This is a genomic window from Micromonospora endolithica (assembly GCF_003626595.1).
GTDB lineage: Bacteria > Actinomycetota > Actinomycetes > Mycobacteriales > Micromonosporaceae > Micromonospora > Micromonospora endolithica.
On sequence record NZ_RBAK01000002.1, the window covers coordinates 541696 to 564839 of the forward strand.

The window sequence follows — 23144 nt, forward strand, 5'->3', positions numbered from 1 at the left end:
GAGCACCCCAGACGGTGTCGAGACACGCGTCAGGGCTCCGGCGAGGTTCGTCCGTTGAGTTCCGAGTAACGCCAGCGAGGGGCGTGCACGGACGGCGTGGCGGTCAACGGCAATGAGAGTCGGTGGTTTGCGGCAGCGGCGCACGGGTCAGGGTCAGCTCAGCCGGCCACCTGACTGCTCGGCCTCCTGGCGAACCAACACCACGAACTCCAACTTTCCGGGCTCCGCTGCATCCCATGCGGCCCCGCCCTCATCGGAGGGCCGTATGGGCTCGTCGTCGAACTCGTCGTCGGCGTACTCGGCAAACAGCAGACGACACGACGCGATCCCGTCGAGCAGATGCTCCAGCAGATCCCGCGCCGGGCGCCGCGGATCCAACAGCGTCGCCCGTACCGGCTCCGATGCCAACACCTCTGCCCGCTCGGCAGCGGACAGTCCAGCGACCAACGACTGGATCCGGGCGTTGTCGGCGGCCACCCCATCCGGATCGACGATCACACCCTCACCGGCCGCCACAGCAGCCCGAAGCAGATCCATCACCACCCGACGCGGAGACACCCCGCCATCCACGATCCGCCCCACCACCAGAGTCGGCACCTCCACCGACACTGCCTGAATGTCATCGGCATCCGCGAACACACCAGCTGCACTGTTGCCGGACTCCTCGCCGGCGACCACCGCCGCGGCGGCCAGCCAGTGCGCCGCAGCCACACACGCGGCAGCAGGGTCCACCGCCACCGACAGCAGTCCACCACCGAGCGGATCCGCACGCAGCACCTCGTCGGCCGCACTGACCTGGAGCGGAGACGCATCCACACGATCCACCAAGGCCGCCTGAACCGCCCGACCCGACAGATCTCCCAAGCCGGCCCGACGCACCGCGTCGACCTCACACCGCACCTCGGACACCACCGCGCCCGTCAGCGCCGCATCACCAGCCCCGTGCAGCACCCGACCAAGCCGATGCGCCGCCTCCTCAACCGGCTCATAGGAGACCAGCAACTGGCCGGAGGCATCCGGCAGGTTCGGCTCCTGCACAGCGTCGTGCACGACACTCCACCGCTCCTGCTCGTCATCACCGCCGGACGCCGGTCGGACATAGCTGCCCCACAACGCCTGGGACAGCCGGGTCAACTCACCCGTGAGTCGTCCTGCCGTCTCGGCCGAGACAGCAGGACGCAGCTGCCCCACGACCCGGGCACCCCAGCCCACCACCGCAGGCCACACGACCAACAACTCACGACGGACGTCATCGAATGCGTAGACCGACACGAGGACAAGCATTCCCAGGCACGCGGACCAGGGTCAAGCACGAATCCGCAGGATTCGATCATTGTTCGCCCAGGTCAGCCCAGCGATGCGACCTCCAAAACGTGGGCCTGGAGGAGGTCCCATCCGAGCCCCACTCATGATCAAGGCCGTATAGCCCAATGGCTATACGGCCTGATCAGAGGTGGTGCGCCGCCAGGGACTCGAACCCCGAACCCGCGGATTAAGAGTCCGCTGCTCTGCCAGTTGAGCTAGCGGCGCTCGTCGGCAACGGGGAGAACACTAGCACGCCCTCCGAGGCGGGTTCCAATCCGTTCTGCACCTCCCCCCTTCGGCCCCGCTTACCGGTCGAAGGGAGCAAAACGCCCACCGACCCCGGGCGGGGGCGTCGACTCCGGGCGTCGATACGGCACGATGTCCGCCAGAGGACGCGAGAACAGAGGTGGGGATGGGCACGTTCACGCGGTCCGGGGCGATGGTGGGTGCCCTGGCGCTGGTGGCGGCGGTGGCACTGAGCGGGTGCGGCACCGAGAAGCAGGAAGCGGAGTTCGTCGGTGGCGCCGCGCCGTCGGCGAGCGCCCCGGCCGGCGCGACGGGCTCCCCCGTGCCCGCGTCGCCCGGCGGACCGCCCCTGGTGGTGACACCGGCGAACGGCGCGAAGAGCCGCCCGGCGAGCGTGGAGATCGGCGCCGAGCTGCCGGACGGCGCGAAGGTGTCCGAGGTCACCCTGACCGCCGCCGACGGCAGGACGGTGAAGGGCCGGCTGCGCGCGGACGGCTCCTCCTGGGTGCCGTCGGCACCGCTCAAGTGGGCTACCCGCTACACCGCCACGGTGACCGCCACGCGCGCCGACGGCACGAGCAGCGAGGGCACCAGCACCTTCACCACCATGAAGAAGCCCAGCCAGGTGATCAGCTCGGGCCTCTACCTCTTCGACGACAAGACCTACGGCGTGGCCATGCCGGTGGTCGCCGAGTTCCACCCGGGCATTCCGCAGAAGGACCGGGCAGCGGTGCAGCGGCGGATGTTCGTCCAGACCGACCCGCCGCAGCCGGGAGCCTGGCACTGGATCGACAACGGCTCTCAGGCCTACTACCGGGCCAAGGAGTACTGGAAGCCGGGCACCACGATCGACGTGCGGATCGCGCTGGCCGGCATCCCGCTGAGCAACGGTCGCTTCGGCAACGTCGACCGGACGGCGACCGCGAAGATCGGCCGCGCCTTCGAGATGACGGTGGACAACGCCACCAAGCAGATGACGGTACGGGAGAACGGCGAGGTCGTCCGCACCCTGCCGGTCAGCCTGGGCAAGAAGAAGACCCCCTCCTCCAGCGGCACCATGGTCGTGATGGAGAAGATGGAGTCCACCGTCTTCGACACCAGGGACGACCCGGACCCGGAGAACCGCTACGTCACCGAGATCGACTTCGCCCAGCGGTTGACCTGGGGTGGCGAGTTCATCCACGCCGCGCCCTGGTCGGAGCACGTGCAGGGTCGGCAGAACGTCTCGCACGGCTGCGTGAACGTCTCCACCGCGCACGCCCGCTGGCTGTTCGGCAAGACGCTGATCGGTGACCCGATCACCATCAAGGGCACCGAGCGCCAGCTCGACGCCGGCAACGGCTGGACGGCCTGGAGCCTGAGCTGGTCGGCGTTCCGCAAGGGCAGCGCGCTGCCGGTGCCCGCCGAGGGCGCCGGGTCACCGTTCTGACGGAGACCGCCCATGTCAGAATTCGGACATTGCACTCGGAGTGTTTCGGTTCACCTTCTGGAACGGGTACTGGTCCTGACACGTCCGTGAGGCACGATGGGCAACCTGGCACCACGACTGTGAGGGAATCATGCGAGCTGTCTCCGACCAGCGGAACCGGCACGGCGGCCGACGCCGGGTGCTAGCGGCGGGCCTGCTCGCCGTGGTCCTGGCGCTCACCTCCGCCTGCACCTCCGACGGCGGGAAGGAGCCCGGCTGGCAGGGCGGCGACGCCCCTCCGGACGCCCCGAAGGCGGCCGTCACCATCGCCGAGCCGGCCGCCGACGCGAAGGACGTACCCGCCTCCACCGGCATCACCTTCACCGCGAAGGAGGCCCAGGAGACGACCGTCGAGCTGAAGGACGCCGCCGGCAAGTCCGTCGAGGGCACGCTGGCCCCCGACGGCGCGAGCTGGCTGCCGGCCGGCGCGCTGGAGTACGGCCAGACGTACACCGCCACGGTGACGGCGACCGGCGACGACGGCAGGTCCGCGACGGCGACCAGCACCTTCACCACCATGAAGAAGCCGGCCAACCAGGTACGGGTGAGCAGCTTCCTCGGCGACGGCCAGGTGGTGGGCGTGGGCATGCCGCTGATCGTGAAGTTCAGCCGGAACGTGCCGGAGGACTACCGGGACGACGTGCAGCGCCGGATGACGGTCACCTCCACGCCGGCCCAGGAGGGCATCTGGCGCTGGGTCAGCCCCACCGAGATCCGCTACCGCCCGAAGGAGTTCTGGAAGGCGGGCAGCACCGTGTCGTACAGGGTCCAGGCCGGGGGCCTGCCCATCGGTGACGGCTGGTACGGCCGCGCCGACCTGACCGTGGACATCAAGATCGGGCCGGCGGTGGTGATGACGGTGGACAACAAGACCAAGCGGATGACCGTCACGAAGGACGGTTCCGTGATCAAGACCATCCCGGTCAGCCTCGGCAAGAAGAGCACCCCGTCGTCCAGCGGCACGATGGTGGTGATCGAGAAGCTGCGCAAGACGGTCTTCGACACGTTCGATGAGCTGGGCCCGGAGGACGGTTATCGCACGAAGATCGACTACGCGCAGCGGTTGACCTGGGGTGGCGAGTTCATCCACGCCGCGCCGTGGTCGGAGGGGCAGCAGGGCCGCGTCAACGTGTCGCACGGCTGTGTGAACGTGTCGATGGCCAACGGCGCGTGGCTCTTCTCGAACACCCGCATCGGCGACCCGATCACCGTCAAGGGCACCGAACGCAAGCTGGAGAACGACAACGGCTGGACCGAATGGAACATGAGCTGGGACGAGTACGTCAAGGGCAGCGCCCTGCCGTACGAGCCGGCGGCGGCGGAGCCGACCGCCGGTCCCACGGTCTCCCCGGAGATCACGCCGACGCCGTGACATGGGCGGCGACGACGAAGGCCCCCTCCGAGTGGAGGGGGCCTTCGTGGTGCAAAGGGTGACTGATGGGAATTGAACCCACGACAACCGGGACCACAACCCGGTGCTCTGCCAACTGAGCTACAGCCACCATGCCCGCCGCGCCGGTCGATCGCCCCGGGCGGGTGCGGAGAAATCATACCCCCACCACGGAGGCCGCCGTCCAGCGGGTTGCCGCCGTCGGCGGACCGGCGGGATCGGTGGACCTCAGAGCTCCGCGGCGATCCCCTTGGCCGTCTCCACGTCCGGGCCGGGCAGCGGCACGAAGATCGTGCGCCGGTAGTACTCCAGTTCCCGGATGCTCTCCCGGATGTCGGCCAGCGCCCGGTGCGCGAGGCCCTTCTGCGGCTGCCCGAAGTACACCCGCGGGTACCAGCGCCGGCACAGCTCCTTGATCGACGACACGTCGATCATGCGGTAGTGCAGGTGGTTGTCGAGGCGGGGCATGTCCCGGGCGATGAAGCCCCGGTCGGTGGCGATCGAGTTGCCGCACAGCGGGGCCGAACGCGGGTCCTTGACGTGACTGCTCACATAGTCCAGGACCAGGTCCTCCGCCTCGGCGAGGGTGACCGTGGACCGGCGGACCTCGTCGGTCAGCCCGGACTTGGCGTGCATCGTCCGGACGATCTCCGGCATCGCGTCCAGCGCGGCCTCGTCGGCGTGCACCACCACGTCCACGCCCTCGCCCAGCACGTTGAGATCGGGGTCGGTGACCAGCGCCGCCACCTCGATCAGCTTGTCCCGGCCGAGGTCGAGTCCGGTCATCTCACAGTCGATCCACACGAGAAGATCAGCCACCGGCACAGCCTACGCGCCGCCCTTCGACCGCGCGCCGCGCACCGACATGGAGAGCGCCCGCTAGGGTTTCCCCGTGTCAGCCGAACCCGTCACACCGCCCGCCGTCGACGAGGACGACCACGGCAGCCGTACGGTCCGTCGTCTCGTCACCGTGCTGGCGCTCGCGGCCGTGCTGCCGGCGCTGTACCTGCGCAATCTCAGCCACGAGTTCTTCGACCTGAAGATCTACATGTCGGCGATGGACTGGTGGCGGGCGGACAACCCGCTCTACGACTACGTCCAGCCGGACCGGGTGCAGGGTGAGCTGTACTTCACCTACCCCCCGTTCAGCGCCCTGCTGCTGTGGCCGTTCGGGCTGCTCAAGCTGGGAACCACGGTGACCGTCTTCACCGCGCTCACCGTGCTGGGGGTGGTGGTCACCACCCGCTGGCTGGTCGACCCGGTGATCGCGCGGCACCACCTGCCCCGGTTGTTCACACTCACCGTGGCGGTGCTGCTGGTGCTCGCCGTGGAGAGCACCCGCGAGACGATCACCCTGGGTCAGATCAACATGCTGCTGGTCGTCCTGATCCTGGCCGACCTGCTCTTCGCCGTACCCCAGGCCCGCCGGTGGGCCGGGGTGGGCATCGGGCTGGCGACGGCGCTCAAGCTCTTTCCGGGCATCTTCATCGTCTACCTGCTGGCCTGCCGGCGCTGGTGGGCGGCGGCGGTGGCCAGCGCGACGGCCGCCGTCGCGACGCTGCTCGCCGCGGCGGTCGCGCCGGGCGACTCGTGGCGGTTCTGGACCCACGAGTTGTGGAACACCCAGCGGGTGGGTCGCCCCGACTACACCGGGAACCAGTCGCTGTTCGGGCTGCTGAGCCGGTTGACCGTGCCGGAGCGGGCGGACCGGGTGGTGTGGCTGGTGCTGGTCGCGGCCGTCGTCGGGTACGGGCTGTGGCGGGCCGCCCGGGCGGCCCGGGCCGGTGACACCCTCGCCGGGCTCACCCTGACCGGCCTGGTGGGCGCGCTGGTCAGTCCGATCACCTGGATCCACCACATCTACTGGTTGATCCCGGCGGTGGTGCTGCTGGTCGACGCCGCGCTCGACGCCGACCCGGCGACGCCGTCCGGCGCGCGGCGGCGTCGCCGGCTCACCGTGGCCGCCGCCGTCGTCTCCGCGATCATCGTGTACGGCTTGGTGTCGTTCCAGGACTGGGGCATCGCCCCGGTGCCCACCGACACTCCGGTGGAGTTCGTGCTGCGTAACGCGTACGTGCTGCTGACCCTCGCGCTGTTGGTCCTCCTGCCCACCCGGATGCGGGTGAAGAAGTCTCTGCAAAAGGACACTATTCCCGCCTAACCCCCTAAGGGGTTAATCTGGACTCGGCAGGTTCAAGCGTCACCGATCCCCCGGTGAGGGCGGCCCTCCGCGTCGGCAGCGCGGAGGGCCGCCGCCGTCTCCACACTCCCCACGCCGGCCACCCGTCACCAGGGGTGACCGCCGTCCCCGGCACCACAGCTAGCTCGGCACGTCAGGTTCGGCCACCGGGGCGGCGGGGCGCAGGCGGGCCCCGCCGGGCGGCATGACGGCGGCCGGCATGACGGCGGCCGGCGAAGGGGCAGACGGCGTGGCATCGGACGGCGTGACGGCAGCGGGCGCCGCGACAGACGGCCCGACGACAGGCGGCGTGTCGGCGGCCGCCGAGGGGGCGGGCGGGCCGACAACGGGCGGCACGGCGGCCGGCGGCGCGACACCCGGCGACGTGGCGGTGGTGGGCGGCGCGGTGGGAGCGGGGGCGCTCGGGGGCCAGGTGAGCGGCGGGTGGGTGCCGAGATCGGCGAGGGTCGCCGGGCGCTCGTCCGGCACCGGGTCCAGGGCGGGCCGTGACCGCTCGGCCGCGCCGACCGACACCAACTGCCGGGCGGTCACCCGTGGCCGGTCGTCGTCGCGGGTGGGCTGCGCGCCGAGGCCGCTGAGGGAGGTCACGCCCAACCGGCCGGCCAGCACCGGCACCTGGTCCGGCTCGACCACGAACACCACCTCCCGGGGCCGGACCGGACGTAGCAGGAGCAGGACGCCCAGCACGACGAGCAGCACGCCGCCGGTCAGCAGACCCGCCGTGGCCGGACCGGTCCAGCCGGGCCGCCACTCCGCCCGCAGGTCCAGGCGCAGGTCGGCCCGCCCGTTTGGACGCATCACGACCAGGCTCAGCCGGCGGTCGGCCAGGTCGGCCGGGGACCACTCGAGGGTGCCGGTGCCGTCGCGTACCCAGAAGGGTTGCCCGACCGGCGGCACCGGCGCGACCGGCCCGGCCGCCGTGCCGGCCGGCGCGACGCGGACCGGCAGCGGTCCCCGGGACAGCGCCACCCGGCGGACCTCGGCGTGCGGCACCGGGTCCAGCCAGCGGCGGACCTCCTCGGCGGGTGCCAGACCGACGAACGCCGGGCCGTCGGGGGTGCGCGCGGTGAGGCGCAGCCGGGACGAACCGGCACGGGCGAACGGCGCCTCGGTACGCAGCAACGCGTCCACATCGGTCACCACGACCGCGTGGCCGGCGGTGTGTACGGTCTCGGTCCGTGCGGTGAAGGCTCCGCCGGGGTCGGCGTGCCGGGTGAGCTGCCAGAGCACCGTGCCCACCAGTAGCGCCGGGATGCCGATGACCAACAGCACCATTCCCGCGACCGTCCGCACGAACCGCATTCGCCTCGTCCCCCTCCGTAGCGGATACCCGGCCGACCTTACCGACGCGAGGCCGCCGATCAGCGGATATCCACGGCAACGGGCACGACGACGAGCGGCCCGCCGGGGACCTCCCCGGCGGGCCGCTCGTCGACCTCGGTTCAGGACTTCCGCGTCGGCTCCCGGCGGGTACGGGCGAACGCCAGCCCACCCAGCGCCAGTCCGCCGAGGCCGGCGGCGAGACCGGCGACGCCCAGGCCGACCGCCAGGCCAGAGCCCTCGGCGTCGTCATCGTCCTCATCGGCGGAGGCGGCGTTGCCGGCGTTCGCGGCGGCGGGGGTGGGCGCGCCGGACGGGGCGGCGGCGGCCAGGGTGAGCACCGGCGCGGGGCTCTCCGGCTCCTCGGCGCCGGCCACCGGCTCCTCGATCCAGCGCTGCACGTTGCCGTCGGAATAGGTCTGGAGGGTCTTGAAGACCATCGTGTCGACCGTGGGCAGCGGGCCGAGTGACACCGGGAACTCCTGGAACTGGCCGGGCTTCACCCCGGCGTCCGTGGCGGCCGTCCAGGTCAGCTTCGACACGACCTCGGTGAGCTGGCTGCCGTGCACCTCGACCGGCTGGTCGAGCTTGCGCCTCTCCACCGCCACCGTCCAACCCGGCACCGGCATCGTCGACACGGACCCGACCGGCGCGTTCTCCGGCAGCACCACCTCCACCTTGGTGGTGGACGCGGTGTCGCTCTCGTTGGGCACCCGGAACGCGAACCGGCCGTAGCTGCCCTGCGTCGCCTCCTTCGGGTTGACCGTGACGTGCGCCGAGGCGGGCGCCGCGAAGCCGAGGACGGCGGTGGCGACGGCACCGAGGGCGAGCGCGGCGGCGGTTGCGGAGCGCCGGGAACGGATCATCGGATGGAGCCTCTCTGGTTACCGGACGGGCACGGTGGCGGTCACCGTGGCCTGGTCGATGTCGGACGTACGGACGGTGACGCGAAGCTGCCACTCCCCCGCCGCCGGGAGGCTGATCTCCCCGGTGGCGTGGTTGTCGGTCAGCGGCAGCAGCGGGACCTCGATCGGCTCGATGCCGGCCGACGGCAGGGCCGCGGTGGCCCGCCACTCGACCACCGGCTGCGGCCGGTTGTCGGGGTCGTACGCGTAGAGGTGCACGGTGTTGTTGCCCCGCTCGGCCGGGTCCATCTCGACCTGGAGCGAGTACAGCGAGCTGGTGAGGGTGGCGGAGAAGTAGCCGCTCTCCCCACCGCCGGTGGTGTCACTGACCGCGGTCCGGGCCGGGGTGGTCTGCACCAGCGACGCGGACAGGCCGAGCACGATCGCGGTGATCGCCAGCTCCGCCCAGATCGCCCGGCGCACCGGTGCCGGCCGCCCGGCGGCGGTGCGCCTCCGGACCAGCGCCCGGGAGTACGCGGCCACCCCGAGGACCAGCACGAAGAGGCCGATCTTGCCGAGCAGCAGCCGCCCGTACGTGGTGTCGACCAGGGCACTCGGGGTGGCCACCTCGATCAACGCCTGCACGGTGCCGGCGAGCAGCAGCGCCGAGACGGCCAGTGCCGCCCAACGGGACCAGATCGGCAGGATCGCGCCCAGCTCCCGCTCGTCGGCGCGACGCAGCAGGAAGCCGGCCAGCATCACCAGGCCACCCAGCCATACGGCCATGCTGCCCAGGTGCACGGCGTCGACGACCACCGAGACGGCCGGGGCGGGCGATGCCGCCGGATGCCCGGACAGCGGCCAGGTCAGCAGCGCCGCCGTGCCGAGGACACCGAGGATCACCAGGTCGGTACGGCCCACCGGCCCGGCGAACAGCGGACGGAGCAGGAACACCGCCGCGGCGAGCAGACCGAGCCGGACCAGGTGCGCGGCACCGAAGGTGCTGCCCAGCGTGCCGGACAGGCCCGTGCCGGTGACGTCGAACGGACCACCGCCGTTGGTGTACGGCACCTGCAACCAGACGGTCGCCACGGTGGAGAGCGCCACCAGGCCCAGGCCCACCCACGCCAGCCGGGCGGGACCGGCGCGGGACAGCCGGCGTGGCCAGAGCACGGCGAGCACCAGTGCCGGCCCGACCAGCAGCGCCAGGCCGGCGTAGCCCACGTACTTGGCGACCTTGATGCCGTTGCCGACCACCGGGTCGGCCCGGCTGTCGTCGCCGGAGTCGACCGGTGGCGTGGAGGGCGCGCCGACGGAGTAGGTGAACGCCCCGGACACCGGATGGCTGTCCGCCGAGATCACCCGGTAGCTCACCAGGTAGGTGCCACGCGCGCCGGCCGGGTCGACCGGGATCGTCACCACCGCACCGTCGAAGACGGGTTCGCCCCGGTCGGCGCGGGAGGAGTCCGGGGCGATGACCCGGATCTTGCCGGTGACCTGCCGGACCGGTTCGCTGAACGTCAGCACCACCTCGGACGGCGCCGCCGGCACCACGGCGGAGGAGTTCGGGCTGCTGCTCACCAGCACCGCGTGGGCGCTGGCCGGGCCCGCCGGGGCGAGCAGCAGGGCGACGACGGTGACCAGCAGACCGGCGGTGGCGGCGCACCGGGCGATCCAACGGCGATAGACGGCAGTCATACCGGCCATGCTCGCCCAGAACAGCCGTGGCCGCCCACCCGGGGCGGCCGGCTCCCGCGGTCGCGGCCGAGGTGGTGGCGGTCCATGAGCGGATAGTCGATGCCGGTGCGGAAAAAGTTCCCGACGTGGCGCAGGCCATCCAAGGGCCGAAGGACCCTCCCGCCGCACCGCGCCGCGCGTAACCTGGACTCTCGTGATCCCCGCCCCGCGCGAGACCGCCGCCGCCGGCCCCGCCGACGTCGCGGCCGACCGCGCGCGCGAGTCGGCGACCCGGTGGGCTCTCGCCGCCCGCGACGGCGACCCGGTCGCCCAGGCGACGTTCGTCCGGCTCACCCAGGCCGAGGTGTGGCGCTTCGCCGCCGCCCTGGTCGACCCGGACAGCGCGGACGACCTCACCCAGGAGACGTACCTGCGGGCGTTCCGGGCACTGCCCGCCTTCGAGGGCCGCTCCTCGGCCCGCACCTGGCTGCTCGGCATCGCCCGCCGGGCCTGCGCCGACCATCTGCGGGTGGTGGTCCGGCGGCGGCGCCTGGACGCCCGGCTCGCCGCCGACGCGTGGACCGACCGGCCGCACCCCGACCCGGCCGGACAGCTCGGCGCCGCCGACCTGGTCCGCCGGCTCCCCGCCGAACGGCGCGGCGCGTTCGTGCTCACCCAACTGCTCGGCCTGTCGTACGCCGAGGCCGCCACCGTGGAGGGGGTGCCGGTGGGCACCATCCGCTCCCGGGTGGCCCGGGCCCGCAACGACCTGGTCGACGCCGTCGGCGACGCGCTCGCCGGCTGAGCGGGAACTTCCCCCGGGGCCGAGACGACAAATGACCGTGACCACACCGAGCGCCCGGGCCAGCCGATGGTCCGCCCTGCGCCCCTGGCTCGGCATCGCCGCCCGGCTCGGCCTGGCCGCCGTCTGGCTGTACGCCGGCGCGACCAAGGTCGGTGACCTGGCCGCCTCCGGTCGCGCCGTCAACGCGTACCAGGTGATGCCGTACGACCTGGCCACCGTGATCGGCGCGGCGCTGCCCTTCGTCGAGCTGGCCCTGGGCGTACTCCTGCTCCTCGGGCTGGCCACCCGACTGACCGCCGGGGTCTCCGCGGCGTTGCTGGTGGTGTTCGTCGCGGGCATCGCCTCGGCGTGGTCGCGCGGCCTGGCCATCGACTGCGGCTGCTTCGGCACCGGCGGGCAGCTCGCCGAGGGGCAGGCGCCGAGCTACCTCCCGGAGATCCTCCGGGACCTGGGATTCCTGGCGCTGGCCGGATTCCTGCTGATCTGGCCCCGCACCCCGTTCTCGGTGGACGGCTGGCTGACGGGTGAACCCGCCGTGGAGGACGAGGATGAGTAGTCGCAAGGGACGCAACGAGGCGGCCCGGGTGGTCCGGGAACAACTGGCCCGGGAACAGCGGCGCAAGCGCACGCTCTGGGTTTCGGTGGCCGCCGTCGCGGTGCTGGTGATCGCCGGACTGATCGGCTGGAGCGTCTTCTCCAGCCAGCGCTCCGACGAGTTCACCGCCCCGCCCGGCGCGAACGACGCCGGCACCGGCATCGTGCGCGGCTCCGGGCCGGTCACCATCGACCTGTACGAGGACTACCTCTGCCCGGCCTGCAAGCAGTTCCAGCAGGTCAGCGGCGAGACGATCGACCAGCTGGTGGACCAGGGCAAGGCCCGGGTCGTCTTCCACCCGGTCGCCTACCTCAACCGCTACTCCACCACCGAGTACTCCACCCGCTCGTCGGCCGCCTCCGGCTGCGCCGCCGAGGGCGGGAAGTTCGCCGAGTTCTCCGACGCGCTGTTCGAGCGGCAGCCACCCGAGGGCGGCGCCGGCCTCAGTGACGACCAGCTGATCGACATCGGGGCGGGCGTCGGGCTGGACCGCGACGACTTCGGCTCCTGCGTGCGCGACGGGACATACGAGTCGTGGACCGCGCACGTCACCGACGAGGCCAGCCGGGCCGGTATCTCCGGCACCCCGACCATCCAGGTGAACGGCGAGCCGGTCGCCGACCGCTCCCCGGACGGCATCCGCCGGGCCGTCGAGGCCGCCGGCTGATGCGTTCCCCGCTCACCCGCGCCGGGCTGCTGCTGGCCGGCGTGCTCACCGCCACCCTCGGGACCGCCACGCCGGCCGCCGCGCACGGCGCGGACGCCCCCGACGGCACCGACTACCGGACCGAGGTCACCGCGGTCACCCCGGCGCGGCCCGGCCTGAGCGTACGGGCCGTGGAGGCGGGCGCCCGGCTGGAGCTGACCAACACCGGCGACCGTACGGTCCAGGTGCTCGGCTACTCCGGCGAGCCGTACCTGCGGGTCGGCCCGGACGGGGTGTACGAGAACCTGCGCTCCCCCGCGACGTACCTCAACCGCACCATCGCCGGGGACACCCGGATACCCGCCGAGGCCAACCCCGCCGCCGAGCCGGACTGGCGCCGCGTCGACGGCTCGTCGACCGTCCGCTGGCACGACCAGCGGGCACTGTGGCGGGAGGCGGCCCCACCACCGCGGGTGCGGGCCGCACCGGACCGGGAGCACCGGATCCGCGACTGGGTGGTGCCGCTGCGCGACGGCACCGAGGCGCGGGAGATCCGCGGCACCCTCGACTGGGTGCCGCCGCCGGACGCGTACACCTGGTGGGTGGCCGCCACCCTCGGGCTGCTCGCCGTCGGCGCGCTCGGGCTGCTGCCCGCCGGGTCGGTACCCGGCGCGCGGGCCCTGCGGGTCGTCGCCGCGCTGCTGGTGGCCGGCGGTATCGCCGCCGTGGTGGCCACCCTGGGTCGGGAACTCGACGCCGGGGCGCAGGGCGTCGGCGGGGTGCTCGTGGGACTGCTCGGTGGCCAGGTCTGGGCGCTGCTGACCGGGCTCGGCGCGATCGCCGCCGGCGCCTACGCGCTGGCTCGCCGGCCCGCCGCCGACTTCGCGCTCGCCCTCGCCGGCGCCTGCCTGGCGTTGTTCGCCGGGGTGGCCAACGCCGCCGTCCTCGCCCGCGCGGTGGCCCCCGCCCCCTGGCCGGCCACCACCGCCCGCCTCCTGCTGGTGCTGGTGCTGGTCGCCGGCGCCGGCGCGCTGTCCGCCGGCTTCCTCCGCCTGCACACCGCCTCCCGCGCCCCCGCCGCCCGGCAGGGGACGGGTGTCAGCGGGGGGTGAAGCCGTACGGGAGTTCCAGGCGGTGGGTCTTCAGGAGAGTCTCGTCGGTCAGGATGTCGCTGGTCGGGGCGTCGGCGACGATCCGGCCGCCGTCGAGGATCACCGAGCGGTCACACAGCTCCAGGGCGTACGGCAGGTCGTGGGTGACCATCAGCAGGGTCACCGGCAGGCCGCGCAGGATCTCGGCCAGCTCCCGGCGGGCCGCCGGGTCGAGGTTCGACGAGGGTTCGTCGAGGACCAGGATCTCCGGGTGCATGGCCAGGACCGTCGCCACCGCCACCCGGCGGCGCTGGCCGAACGACAGGTGGTGCGGCGCCCGGTCCCGGTGCTCGGACATCCCGACCGCGGCCAGGGCCTCGTCGACCCGGGCGGTCAGTTCCGCCCCGCGCAGCCCCAGGTTGGCCGGGCCGAACGCCACGTCCTCCGCGACGGTGGGCAGGAAGAGCTGGTCGTCCGGGTCCTGGAAGACGATGCCCACCCGGCGGCGTACCTCGGCGAGGGTGGCCCGGTCGGTGCCCACCGCCAGACCGCCGACGGTGACCGTGCCCTCGGTGGGGGTGAGGATGCCGTTGAGGTGCAGCACCAGCGTGGTCTTCCCGGCGCCGTTCGGCCCGAGCAGGGCCACCCGGTCGCCGCGCGGCACGGTCAGGTCGACCCCGTGCAGGGCGACGTGCCCGTCCGGGTACGCGTACCGGACGCCACGTACGTCGAGCGAGGGAGGCTGCACGCCTGGAATCATGTCAGCACGACGGCGGCGGCGGCGATGGTGGCCGCCAGGACCGGCACGGTGGCCGCGACGAGCCACTGCCCGGTGGTGGCGGCGCCCTCGCCCTGCCACACCACCGGCATCCGCCCGGTGTAGCCGCGCGACAGCATCGCCAGGTAGACCCGCTCACCGCGTTCGAAGGCGCGCAGGAACAGCGCGCCGATGCCGGCGGCCAGGCCACGCAGCTGCCACAGGAAGCGGGGATCGTCGCCCCGGGACATCCGGGCCACCCGCATCCGGCGGGCCTCGCCGATCAGCACGTCCAGGTAGCGCAGCATGAACGTGGCGATCTGGGTGAGGATCTGCGGGCAGTGCAGCCGGTCCAGGCCGACGATCAGGTCCCGGGTGGTGGTGGTCGCGGCGAGCAGCAACGACGCCAGGACGCCGAGGGTGCCCTTGGCGATGATGTTCCACGCGCCGTACAGCCCCTCGACGGACAGGTGCAGCCCGAGGAACCCGACCCGCTCGCCGGCGCCGAGGAACGGCAGGGCGAACGCGAACAGCACGAACGGCAGCTCGATCAGCGACCGGCCGAGCAGCCAGCCCGGCCCCACCCGGGCCAGCGCGGCGACCGCCGCGACCAGCAGCGCGTAGCCGCCGAAGGCCCAGAACGCCTCCCGGGGGGTGGCCACCACCGCCAGGGTGAAGACCACCATCGCGGCGATCTTCACCTCCGGCGGCAGCCGGTGCACGGGCGAGCCGGCCTCCCGGTACAGCACGTGCGCGTGCCCGGCACCCATCGTCGTACCCCGTCAGCCGGCCTGGCCGGCCGGCGCGTCCGCGCGGTCCGCGGTGGCCGGCTCGGCGTCCTCGGCGGCGGCCGGGCGGCGGCGCACCAGCCAGAACGCGCCGCCGGCCACGGCGAAGGTCAGGAGTACGCCGAGCACGCCGGACAGGCCGGTGGAGAGGAACTCGTTGTCGACGCCGGCGATGCCGTAGTCGGCCAGCGGCCCGCCCACCTCGTGCTCCTTCTCCTGCTGGGCCGGGCAACTACCGCCGGTGATGTTGTCCTCGGCGTCGAAGGTGCAGCCCTCCCGCAGGGAGGAGTCCAGCCCGTCCGGGTGCGCGGAGGCGAAGTTGCTCACCACCCCGGCGAGCAGCAGGGCGACCAGCAGCCCGCCGACGATGAACCCCCAGGAACGCTTCTTCACCGGACACCTCCGACGGCGGGGACGGGCGCGGGAGCGGCCGGCTTGAGGGCGCGCAGCGCGTACACGAGATCGGGTCGGACCTTGGCCACGGCGGCCACCGTGGTCGCGGTGATCAGCCCTTCGCCGATGCCGATCAGCAGGTGGGAGCCGGCCATGGTGCCGGCCAGCCCGGCGAGGTTGCCGCCCAGGTCGGCGGTGCCGCCGAGCTGGTACTGCGCGACGAAGCCCATCGCGGCGACCAGCACGCTGACCAGGGCCGACACGAAGGCGGTCACGGTCAGCCCGGCCGGGGTGCGCGGCAGCACCCGCAGCAGCAGGGCGATCAGCAGGTACGCGGCGGCGGTGCCGAGGACGGCGAGGTTGAAGATGTTGGGCCCGAGCATCGCCACACCGCCGTCACCGAAGACCAGCGCCTGCACGATGAGTACGACCGCCACGCAGAGCGCGCCGACCCACGGGCCGACCAGCATCGCGGCGAGCGCGCCGCCGAGCAGGTGACCGCTGACCGCCGCCGTGAAGATCGGAAAGTTGATCATCTGGACGGCGAAGATGAACGCGGCCACCAGGCCGGCCATCGGCGCCAGCCGGTCGTCGAGGTCGCGGCGCCCACGCAGCACGCAGAACGTCAGCGCGGCGAGCGATATCGCCCCGAAGAGGGCGGCGACGGGACCGTCGAGGATCCCGTTCGAGATGTGCAACGCCAGGGTTTCCACACGACCTCCCACGCGCCGGCGGGGCTCGTCCACGCCGGCCGGGTCAGCCTATTTCGCATCGTTCACTGTTGCCAAGATTTGGCAACAAGGCGAGTGGTTGATCACTGAGGCGGCGCGTCGCCCACGCCGACGCCGGTCGGGACGACGGTAGGGTCGTGCCATGACCGCGCCCGACCGCCTCGCCCCCGGTGACCCCGCGCCGGAGTTCACCCTCCCCACCGACACCGGCGACCCGCTCTCCCTCGCCGACCTGCGCGGCCGCCGGGTCGTGCTGTACGCCTACCCGGCCGCGATGACCCCCGGCTGCACCAAGCAGGCCTGCGACTTCCGCGACTCGCTCGCCTCCCTCCAGGCCGCCGGCTACGAGGTCGTCGGCATCTCGCCGGACAAGCCGGAGAAGCTCGCCAGGTTCCGCGAGCGCGACGCGATCACCTTCCCGCTGGTGTCCGACACCGACAAGGCGGTGCTCACCGCGTACGGCGCGTACGGCGCGAAGCAGATGTACGGCAAGACCGTCACCGGCGTGATCCGCTCGACCTTCGTGATCGACGCCGACGGGAAGATCGAACGGGCCCTCTACAACGTCAAGGCCACCGGGCACGTCGCCAAGCTCCGCCGCGACCTCGGCCTGGACTGAGCTCGTCGTACCGGGCCGCTACGTTCCGTGCGTGGCCCGGTACCGGTACACCCCGCAGGCGCTCGCCGACGCCGCCTCGGTCGCGCACAGCGTCACCGAGGTGATGCGCCTGCTGGGCGTACGCATCAGCGGGGGTTCGCACGCGCACATCAGCCGACAGCTCAAACGCTTCGGCGTCGACACCTCCCACTTCACCGGCCAAGCCCACAACCGGGGGCGCCCGGGACGGCGCCGCAGTTCGTCCCAGGTCCTGGTCAAACTGCCACCAGAGGCACGCCGGGTTCCGGGAGCCCGGCTCCAACGCGCGCTTGCCTTCATCGGCATTCCCGAGGCGTGCGAGCGCTGTGGCGTCGGTCCCCTCTGGCTGGGCAGGCCACTCGTACTGCACGTCGATCACGTCAACGGCGACTTCCTGGACAACCGCCCGCCCAACCTCCGGCTGCTCTGCCCCAACTGCCACAGCCAGACGAGCACCTTCGCCGGCCGGAATCGGGGCGTCGCACTCCGCCCGGCGGGGGCCGACCCCGCGGACCAGCGATCGACCCTCCCGGCGTCCCCGGAGGAGACAGTGGCCCTGCTCCGCCGGGTCGACGCGGGAGAGTTGACGGCGGTCGCCGCGGCACGTCGGCTCGGGTGCACACGGGACCACATCCGCACCTTGAGCCGTCGCCTGAAGGCCACCGGCACCATCGCCGCCGCGCCCCGGCGACACGACCGTCCGGTTCGCCGGCGCTACCGGGATGCCGTTCTGCGGCTGGCGCTCGCGCAGCCCGATCTCGGAGCACGCAGGATCGCCGAGATGCTGACGGAACCGCCTGACGGTGAGCCCCCGATCAGCCACCGGACCGTCCAGTTGATCCTTCGGGAAGCCGGGCTCGCCACAATCGCCGATCGACGCTCTAGACTCAGCGGGTCGGCGGGAGTGGCGTAACGGCAGCCGCGGTAGGTTTAGGTCCTATTGTCTGAAAAGACGTGGGGGTTCGAATCCCCCCTCCCGCACCGGTTGCGCATCGGGGAACTGTCATGCGGATCACGATCGGAAGCCGCGAAGGCCTCCGGCCGGCCAGGATGGCCGGTGTGAGCCTGCGCTTCGTCCTCGACCCCGAGCTGACCCCGGACCTGCGTGAACGCGTCGTCGCGCTGTGGGTCGACGTCACCAACGCCGGCGGCGCGGTCGGCTTCGTCGCCCCGGTGAGCACCGACGACGTCCGCCGGCTCGCCGATCCCACCTTCGCCGGCGTCACCGACGGGCCGGACCGGCTCCTGCTCGGGTACGCGGGCGATCGCCTCGTCGCCGCGCTGATCTTCTGCGACAACCGGTTCGACCTGAAGGCGCACTGGTGCGTGCTGAAGCGGGTGATGATCCACCCGGAGACGCAGGGACACGGGTACGGGCTGGCGCTCATGCGGGAGGCCGAACACCTCGGCCGCGCGCTGGGGCACCGGGCGCTGCACGTGACCGTGCGGGACGGCCTGGGCCTGGACGGCTTCTATCGCCGCCTCGGTTACCGGGAGGTCGGGCGGCTGCCCGGGGCGCTGCGGGTGGCACCCGGCGACGACCGCGACGAGATCCTGATGTGGCGGGACCTGACCCCGGCCAACTGACCGGCCGCGATCGGCCGAAGACCCGCGGCGGCCGGCCGAAGACCCGCGCGACATCGTGGAAGTAGTGGCCTCGACCGGCGGGCGACGCCACTACTTCGGGGATCGAGCACGATCATGGCGACCAAGACCGACGACGGCACGGACACGACGACGACGGTCACGGGCACCGGAACGGGCCGTGGTCAGCAGCTCGGTCGCTCCGGCGCCGCGTCCAACGCCACCGGGACGTCACCGGCGGACGGAGCGGCCGGTGTCGCCGCGACGCTCCCGCGCGGCGACCCACTCGGCCGGGGACTCGGCCGCGCCGACGAGGCGGCGGGCGTCGGGCGGGTGGCGGTGGGCCGTGGGCGAGTGGCGTTGGTGCCACCGCCGTACATCCGGACGTCGCTGCGCTGCACCTCGCCCGGGGCCAGTCGCACCCCGCCGGCGGTGACCCGGTGGCCGCGGGTGTCGGTGACCCGGACGGCGTACGGGCCGGTGCCGACGCCGTCGGCGACCAGCCAGTAGTTGTAGTCCTGCCGGGCAGCGGACCGCCAGGTCGAGGATCCGCTCTGCCGCACCTCGACCGAGCGCAGCGGGTTGCCGTGCCGGGCCACCTGGACGGCGAGCCACCAGCGGGAGGAGCCCTCCTTGACCCGGAAGGTGAGCGGGCCGGACAGTTTCGGGTCCGGCACCGCGCGGTAGCTGACCGGGACGACGCCCTTGACCGGGTCGGCGATCCGGGCGAAGGCCTCTCGGGACAGGTCGAGGTGGCCGGGCGGGCACTCGGGACACTGGTCCATGACCAGTACCCGGACGGTGCCCCTCGGGCCGGTCACGTCCAGGTGGCCGCCACAGGCGGCGGCGGCCGCGTACTCGCTGGGGCCGAGCGCGACGTAGAGCCGGTCGGCGGGCGCGGCCGGTAGCGAACAGTTGCCGCCGGCGCCCTTCGAGTCGTAGAAGGTGGCCTTCCCCTGCCTGGTGACCCCGGCGGGGGGCGGAGCGGCCAACCCGGCGGCCGGTACGGCGGCGGGCGGGCCGGCGAGCGGCGGCGCGGCGCAGGCGGGGGCGGCACCGGAGCGCAGGGCGAGGGTCAGGCCGACGACGGCGGCGAGGGCGGTCAGGCCCCCGGCGGCGAGCCAGCGGCCGGTACGGCGGCCGGAGCCGTTCGTGGGAGCGGTGCCGTCGGTCACGTCCGCCGATGCTGCCTGAGCCACCGGTGGACCGGCAAGCCCGCTAAGCGAAAGCTAAGGCGAGACCTGCCGGGCGCGCAGGAGCCGGGTGGCGACCCCGACCAGTGCGTGCAGCGGCTCGGCGGCGGCCGGCCGGCTGCGCAGCGTGTCCTCCAGGCGTACCCGCCACCGCCCGACCTCGACCGGGACCAGCGCGTCCCCGACGGCGCATAGCCGGTCTCGGCTGTCCCGCAGGTCCCGTTCGTGGTCGGGCCCGAGCAGATCGCCGACCTCGCCGGCGAGCCAGCCGAAGAGGTCGTCGTCGGGCATCGCCGCGACCAGGGTGCGGGCCGCGTCCCAGGCCACCCGGGGTTGGTGGATCACCTGCATGTCAGGCTCCTTCGTCCGGCCCTGCCGCCGCGGCCATCATCGGTCGCGTCCGCCGGTGGGCACAAGGGGCTCACCGGGCCTCAGGACGGGACGCTCACCTCGTCGCCGACGGCCACCTGACCGGTGTCAACGGGCACCAGGTGGAGTCCGAAGAGGAGCTTCTGCGCCACGTTGCGGTGGCGGGCGAGCGTCCGCAGTGGTTCCTTCCCGCGTACGCCGGTCTCCTGGTCGGTGGTGGTGACCACGCAGCGGTCGCACGGCCCGGCGGCGCGGAAGCGGACGCCGCCGACGCGCAGCGTGCGGCCCACCCAGTCGTCCTCGGCCCATGCCGGCGCGCCCCGCACGACCAGGTTGGGGCGGAACCGGGTCATCGGCACCGGCGGCTCCCCGGCGTCGGCGAGCCAGCCGTTCAGCGCGTCGAGGGAGGCCGTGTTGGCCAGGAGCAGCGGGTAGGCGTCGGCGAAGCTGACCTGGTCGCCGGTGTCGTGCTCGCGGTCGTCGGCGGGGATGTGTCGGGTCGGGCGGGCGAGGTGGACCAGCCGCACCGGGCGTCCGAGGAGCCGACCGAGCCAGTCGTCGGCGGCCGGCCCGGCCGGCAGCGCGGGCACCGGCAGCTTGCGGTTGCTGAACGTCCGCACGGGCAGGGATTCACCGCCGGTCGGCGCGGCCACGTCCAGGTCGGTGTGGCCGGCAGCGCGCAGGGTCAGGCCGCCGTCGCGCGGGACCGCCCGCAGCCGGACCAGGTCGGTGACCTCCCGCTGGGTGACGCCGACGCCGTCGGCGTCGACCACCATCCAGCGCCGGTCGCCGGCCAGGCCCCACGGTTCGACGCTCGCGTCGTCGTGGTCGAGCCGGTGACAACCCTTGACCGGGTACGTGTGGATCGCGCTCAGCCGCACCGACCCACCATGCCATGCCGGGGGCCGTTCCCGCCGCCCCGCTCGGCGGGGCCGGTCTACCAGGCCACGCCGATGCCGTCGCCGGGGTACCAGTGGTTGGCCGGGGTCTCCCGGAAGGCGAGGAACCGCCGGCCGGTGCTCTCGGCGTGCTGGGCGAGCACGTTGGTGATGGTGACGTTGTCGGTGAGCAGGATGGCGCCCGGCGCGAGCTTCGGCTCGACGGCGTCGAACTCGCGCCGTTCGTGGGCGGTGCGGTGGTCGCTGTCGTGCAGGAAGAGGTCGACCGGGCGGTCCAGCGCGGCGATCGAGGCGAGCGAGTCGCCGATCACCAGGTCGACCACCTCCGACCAGGGCGCGACCCGGGCCAGGTAGCCGGCCTCCGGATTGATGTCCAGCGAGGTCACCCGCCCGGGGTGTCCCTCGGCGGCGTTGCGCAGCAGGGCGGCGGCCAGGACGACGCTGCCGAGTCCCTTGTCGACGCCGGTCTCGACCACGTGCTTCGGGCGGGCCGCGCGGACGATCGCGTACCAGCCGATCCGCCGGGCGTAGCGGATCTCCTTGTCGGCGAGGCGTCGCCGGTCGGACTCGGCGATCGCCGCCAGCAGGTGCTGGCGCAGGGTGTCGTCGGACTCGATCTCGTCGAGGTAGGCCCGCACCTGCTTGACCGGGATGTCGCAGATGACGCTGACGAACCAGGCGAGGTGGTTGCGGCTCAGCGGGGTGAGGTCGTACGTGTAGTTGTGATGCTCGCGGGACTTCACCAGCCACCGCACGGAGCTGCGCAGCACCTTGGCGTCGTACCGGGCGATCGTGCGGAGCCTCTTGGGGAAGGCGGCGACCGGAGCGAGCGGGGTGCGCGCGATCGCCCGCCGGAGCTTGATTCGATCCACGGAAGCGTTGTACCAGGCTTCCGGGGACAGCGAGAGGTCACCGACAAACCACGGCGTCGTCCGGGCCGTCCGTCGGCGGGGAGGCGACAGGATAGGGGTTGGGGATGAGCGCCGGGCCGGCGCTACCGGTAGACCGGCCGGCCCACCGGTACGTTCCGCCACGCCGGTCGGTCGGGGCGTCGGTGGCCGAAAGGACGAGGGTACACAGCGGTAACGCGCGATCAGTAGCATGCCCGGCATGTCTGGTGCTCAACGGTACATCGATGCCGACACCGTCGTCGTGGATCCACACGACGACGCCACGACCGCGCCCCCGGCCGGGAAGCGGCGACGTGGTCCGCGGTGGCGTCGGATCCTCGTCATCTGCCTGGTGGCCGCGGCCATCCTCGGCGGCAGTGCGATGATCGGCGGCGCCCTCTACCTGCGGTCCGTGGAGTCGGACATCGACCGGGTGGACGCCTTCGCCGACGTCCCGGAGGAGGGACGTCCGCAGGCGGTGCCGGGTGGCGCGATGAACATGCTGATCCTGGGCAGCGACTCCCGTGACCCGGAGGGCACCGGCGGTTCGCGTACGGACACGATCATCCTGGCGCACATTCCGAAGGACCGGTCGAGCGCGCAGCTCGTCTCGATCCCCCGCGACACCTGGGTCAACGTGCCGAAGTCGAAGGACGGCCGGAACGGCGGCCGGGACGCGAAGATCAACGCGGCGTACTCCTGGGGCGGCGTTCCCCTGATGGTGCAGACGGTCGAGTCGTTCACCAAGGTCCGGATCGACCACGTGATGATCGTCGACTTCGCCGGTTTCAAGGAGATCATCGACGCCCTGGGTGGGGTCGACATCAAGTCAGAGAAGACGTTCACCTCGATCCATCCGCCGTTCCGCACGTTCCAGCAGGGGACGCAGCGGATGGACGGTGAGGCGGCTCTGGACTACTCCCGTCAGCGCAAGCAGTTCGCCGACGGCGACTTCGCCCGCATCCGGCACCAGCAGCAGGTCATCAAGGCGATCCTCGACAGGGCGGTCTCGGGTGGCATCGTCACGAGCCCGACGCGCCTGAACTCCTTCGTCAAGGCCACGTCCAACGCGGTGTCGGTGGACGAGAAGATGTCGCTGTTGGGCCTGGCGTCGGACCTGCGCAACCTGCGGGGCAGCAACCTGACGTTCCTGACCAGCCCGACGAAGGGCACCGGGCGGGTGGGCAACGAGAGCGTGGTGTTCGCGAACACCGAGAAGGCTCGGACCTTCTACGACGCGGTGCGCCGCGACGCGGTGGACGAGATCGTCCGGGTGGCACGTGAGGCCCGCTCCGGCTCGTGAACCCCGTCGCTC

At 72.7% G+C, this 23144-nt stretch carries 24 protein-coding genes and 3 tRNA genes; 12 read left to right on the plus strand and 15 right to left on the minus strand.

What is annotated here, in order from left to right; genetic code table 11:
- Positions 1-153: 153 nt before the first annotated feature.
- On the minus strand, positions 154-1272 hold the full coding sequence (locus D7223_RS08380) for a hypothetical protein (protein ID WP_147252595.1): 1119 nt from the start codon (positions 1270-1272) through the stop codon (positions 154-156).
- A gap of 182 nt (positions 1273-1454) precedes the next feature.
- Positions 1455-1530: transfer RNA gene (locus D7223_RS08385), tRNA-Lys, on the minus strand.
- Between the two features lie 187 nt (positions 1531-1717).
- Between D7223_RS08385 and D7223_RS08390 the strand changes: the two genes are divergently transcribed.
- Positions 1718-2980 (plus strand): L,D-transpeptidase, encoded by a 1263-nt coding sequence (locus tag D7223_RS08390; protein WP_120726740.1) that lies wholly within the window; start codon positions 1718-1720, stop codon positions 2978-2980.
- A gap of 130 nt (positions 2981-3110) precedes the next feature.
- Complete coding sequence (locus D7223_RS08395) at positions 3111-4391, plus strand: L,D-transpeptidase (protein ID WP_120726742.1); 1281 nt, start codon at positions 3111-3113, stop codon at positions 4389-4391.
- A 57-nt stretch (positions 4392-4448) separates the two neighbouring features.
- On the opposite strand, the gene D7223_RS08400 is transcribed toward D7223_RS08395, so the two are convergent.
- Together D7223_RS08400 and orn are read right to left on the minus strand one after the other, a co-directional pair.
- A tRNA-His gene (locus D7223_RS08400) sits at positions 4449-4521 on the minus strand.
- A gap of 116 nt (positions 4522-4637) precedes the next feature.
- Positions 4638-5234 carry an oligoribonuclease gene (gene orn, locus D7223_RS08405; RefSeq protein WP_120726744.1) on the minus strand — a complete coding sequence of 199 codons (597 nt, stop codon included), beginning with the start codon at positions 5232-5234 and terminating at the stop codon, positions 4638-4640.
- 67 nt (positions 5235-5301) lie between these two features.
- Here orn and D7223_RS08410 point away from each other — a divergent pair, with 67 nt between their 5' ends.
- A complete protein-coding gene (locus tag D7223_RS08410) occupies positions 5302-6570 on the plus strand; it encodes a glycosyltransferase family 87 protein (RefSeq protein WP_120726746.1) in 1269 nt (422 codons plus the stop codon).
- A 159-nt stretch (positions 6571-6729) separates the two neighbouring features.
- On the opposite strand, the gene D7223_RS34240 is transcribed toward D7223_RS08410, so the two are convergent.
- From D7223_RS34240 to D7223_RS08425, 3 genes are all read right to left on the minus strand, one after another.
- On the minus strand, positions 6730-7911 hold the full coding sequence (locus D7223_RS34240) for a hypothetical protein (RefSeq protein WP_420330300.1): 1182 nt from the start codon (positions 7909-7911) through the stop codon (positions 6730-6732).
- Positions 7912-8051: 140 nt separating this feature from the next.
- Complete coding sequence (locus D7223_RS08420) at positions 8052-8795, minus strand: YcnI family copper-binding membrane protein (protein ID WP_120726748.1); 744 nt, start codon at positions 8793-8795, stop codon at positions 8052-8054.
- Between the two features lie 18 nt (positions 8796-8813).
- A complete protein-coding gene (locus tag D7223_RS08425; protein WP_120726751.1) occupies positions 8814-10481 on the minus strand; it encodes a copper resistance CopC/CopD family protein in 1668 nt (555 codons plus the stop codon).
- Positions 10482-10665: 184 nt separating this feature from the next.
- Here D7223_RS08425 and D7223_RS08430 point away from each other — a divergent pair, with 184 nt between their 5' ends.
- Genes D7223_RS08430 through D7223_RS08445 form a run of 4 tightly spaced genes read left to right on the plus strand, consistent with a single transcriptional unit; the run spans position 10666 to position 13609 of the window.
- On the plus strand, positions 10666-11256 hold the full coding sequence (locus D7223_RS08430; protein WP_120726752.1) for a sigma-70 family RNA polymerase sigma factor: 591 nt from the start codon (positions 10666-10668) through the stop codon (positions 11254-11256).
- A gap of 31 nt (positions 11257-11287) precedes the next feature.
- Positions 11288-11812, plus strand: coding sequence for a MauE/DoxX family redox-associated membrane protein (locus D7223_RS08435; RefSeq protein ID WP_120726754.1), 525 nt, complete (start codon positions 11288-11290; stop codon positions 11810-11812).
- Positions 11805-12518 carry a DsbA family protein gene (locus D7223_RS08440; RefSeq protein ID WP_120726756.1) on the plus strand — a complete coding sequence of 238 codons (714 nt, stop codon included), beginning with the start codon at positions 11805-11807 and terminating at the stop codon, positions 12516-12518. The genes D7223_RS08435 and D7223_RS08440 overlap by 8 nt, the downstream gene beginning before the upstream one ends.
- On the plus strand, positions 12518-13609 hold the full coding sequence (locus D7223_RS08445; RefSeq protein ID WP_120726758.1) for a hypothetical protein: 1092 nt from the start codon (positions 12518-12520) through the stop codon (positions 13607-13609). Before D7223_RS08440 ends, D7223_RS08445 begins: the two co-directional genes overlap by 1 nt.
- Here the strand turns inward: D7223_RS08445 and D7223_RS08450 are convergent.
- Genes D7223_RS08450 through D7223_RS08465 form a run of 4 tightly spaced genes read right to left on the minus strand, consistent with a single transcriptional unit; the run spans position 13596 to position 16239 of the window.
- On the minus strand, positions 13596-14348 hold the full coding sequence (locus D7223_RS08450) for an energy-coupling factor ABC transporter ATP-binding protein (protein WP_120726760.1): 753 nt from the start codon (positions 14346-14348) through the stop codon (positions 13596-13598). The two genes, D7223_RS08445 and D7223_RS08450, sit on opposite strands and share 14 nt — an antisense overlap.
- Positions 14345-15115: a cobalt ECF transporter T component CbiQ gene (gene cbiQ / locus D7223_RS08455; RefSeq protein WP_120726762.1), complete on the minus strand. Its 771-nt coding sequence runs from the start codon at positions 15113-15115 to the stop codon at positions 14345-14347. Before cbiQ ends, D7223_RS08450 begins: the two co-directional genes overlap by 4 nt.
- A gap of 12 nt (positions 15116-15127) precedes the next feature.
- Positions 15128-15526, minus strand: a complete 399-nt coding sequence (locus tag D7223_RS08460; RefSeq protein ID WP_120726764.1) for a PDGLE domain-containing protein — start codon at positions 15524-15526, stop codon at positions 15128-15130.
- Complete coding sequence (locus D7223_RS08465; RefSeq protein ID WP_120726766.1) at positions 15523-16239, minus strand: energy-coupling factor ABC transporter permease; 717 nt, start codon at positions 16237-16239, stop codon at positions 15523-15525. Before D7223_RS08465 ends, D7223_RS08460 begins: the two co-directional genes overlap by 4 nt.
- Positions 16240-16399: 160 nt before the next feature.
- Here D7223_RS08465 and bcp point away from each other — a divergent pair, with 160 nt between their 5' ends.
- The 4 genes from bcp (at position 16400) to D7223_RS08485 (ending at position 18481) form a co-directional block, all read left to right on the plus strand.
- A complete protein-coding gene (gene bcp, locus D7223_RS08470) occupies positions 16400-16876 on the plus strand; it encodes a thioredoxin-dependent thiol peroxidase (protein ID WP_120726768.1) in 477 nt (158 codons plus the stop codon).
- Positions 16877-16907: 31 nt separating this feature from the next.
- Entirely contained in the window at positions 16908-17807 is a 900-nt protein-coding gene (locus D7223_RS08475; protein ID WP_202864604.1) for an HNH endonuclease, read from the plus strand.
- Positions 17793-17875 (plus strand) — tRNA-Leu (locus tag D7223_RS08480). The genes D7223_RS08475 and D7223_RS08480 overlap by 15 nt, the downstream gene beginning before the upstream one ends.
- Before the next feature lie 78 nt (positions 17876-17953).
- Entirely contained in the window at positions 17954-18481 is a 528-nt protein-coding gene (locus tag D7223_RS08485; RefSeq protein WP_120727115.1) for a GNAT family N-acetyltransferase, read from the plus strand.
- 182 nt (positions 18482-18663) lie between these two features.
- Here D7223_RS08485 and D7223_RS08490 read toward each other — a convergent pair whose 3' ends face one another.
- From D7223_RS08490 to D7223_RS08500, 4 genes are all read right to left on the minus strand, one after another.
- A complete protein-coding gene (locus tag D7223_RS08490; RefSeq protein WP_238161715.1) occupies positions 18664-19653 on the minus strand; it encodes an expansin EXLX1 family cellulose-binding protein in 990 nt (329 codons plus the stop codon).
- A 54-nt stretch (positions 19654-19707) separates the two neighbouring features.
- Positions 19708-20022, minus strand: a complete 315-nt coding sequence (locus D7223_RS32445) for a hypothetical protein (protein ID WP_147252596.1) — start codon at positions 20020-20022, stop codon at positions 19708-19710.
- An 80-nt stretch (positions 20023-20102) separates the two neighbouring features.
- Positions 20103-20921, minus strand: a complete 819-nt coding sequence (locus D7223_RS08495) for an MOSC domain-containing protein (RefSeq protein ID WP_120726770.1) — start codon at positions 20919-20921, stop codon at positions 20103-20105.
- A 56-nt stretch (positions 20922-20977) separates the two neighbouring features.
- On the minus strand, positions 20978-21811 hold the full coding sequence (locus D7223_RS08500; RefSeq protein ID WP_120726772.1) for an O-methyltransferase: 834 nt from the start codon (positions 21809-21811) through the stop codon (positions 20978-20980).
- A 238-nt stretch (positions 21812-22049) separates the two neighbouring features.
- Between D7223_RS08500 and D7223_RS08505 the strand changes: the two genes are divergently transcribed.
- The gene (locus tag D7223_RS08505; RefSeq protein ID WP_120727119.1) at positions 22050-23132 is read left to right on the plus strand and encodes an LCP family protein; all 1083 of its coding nucleotides are present in this window, start codon (positions 22050-22052) and stop codon (positions 23130-23132) included.
- Positions 23133-23144: the final 12 nt, after the last annotated feature.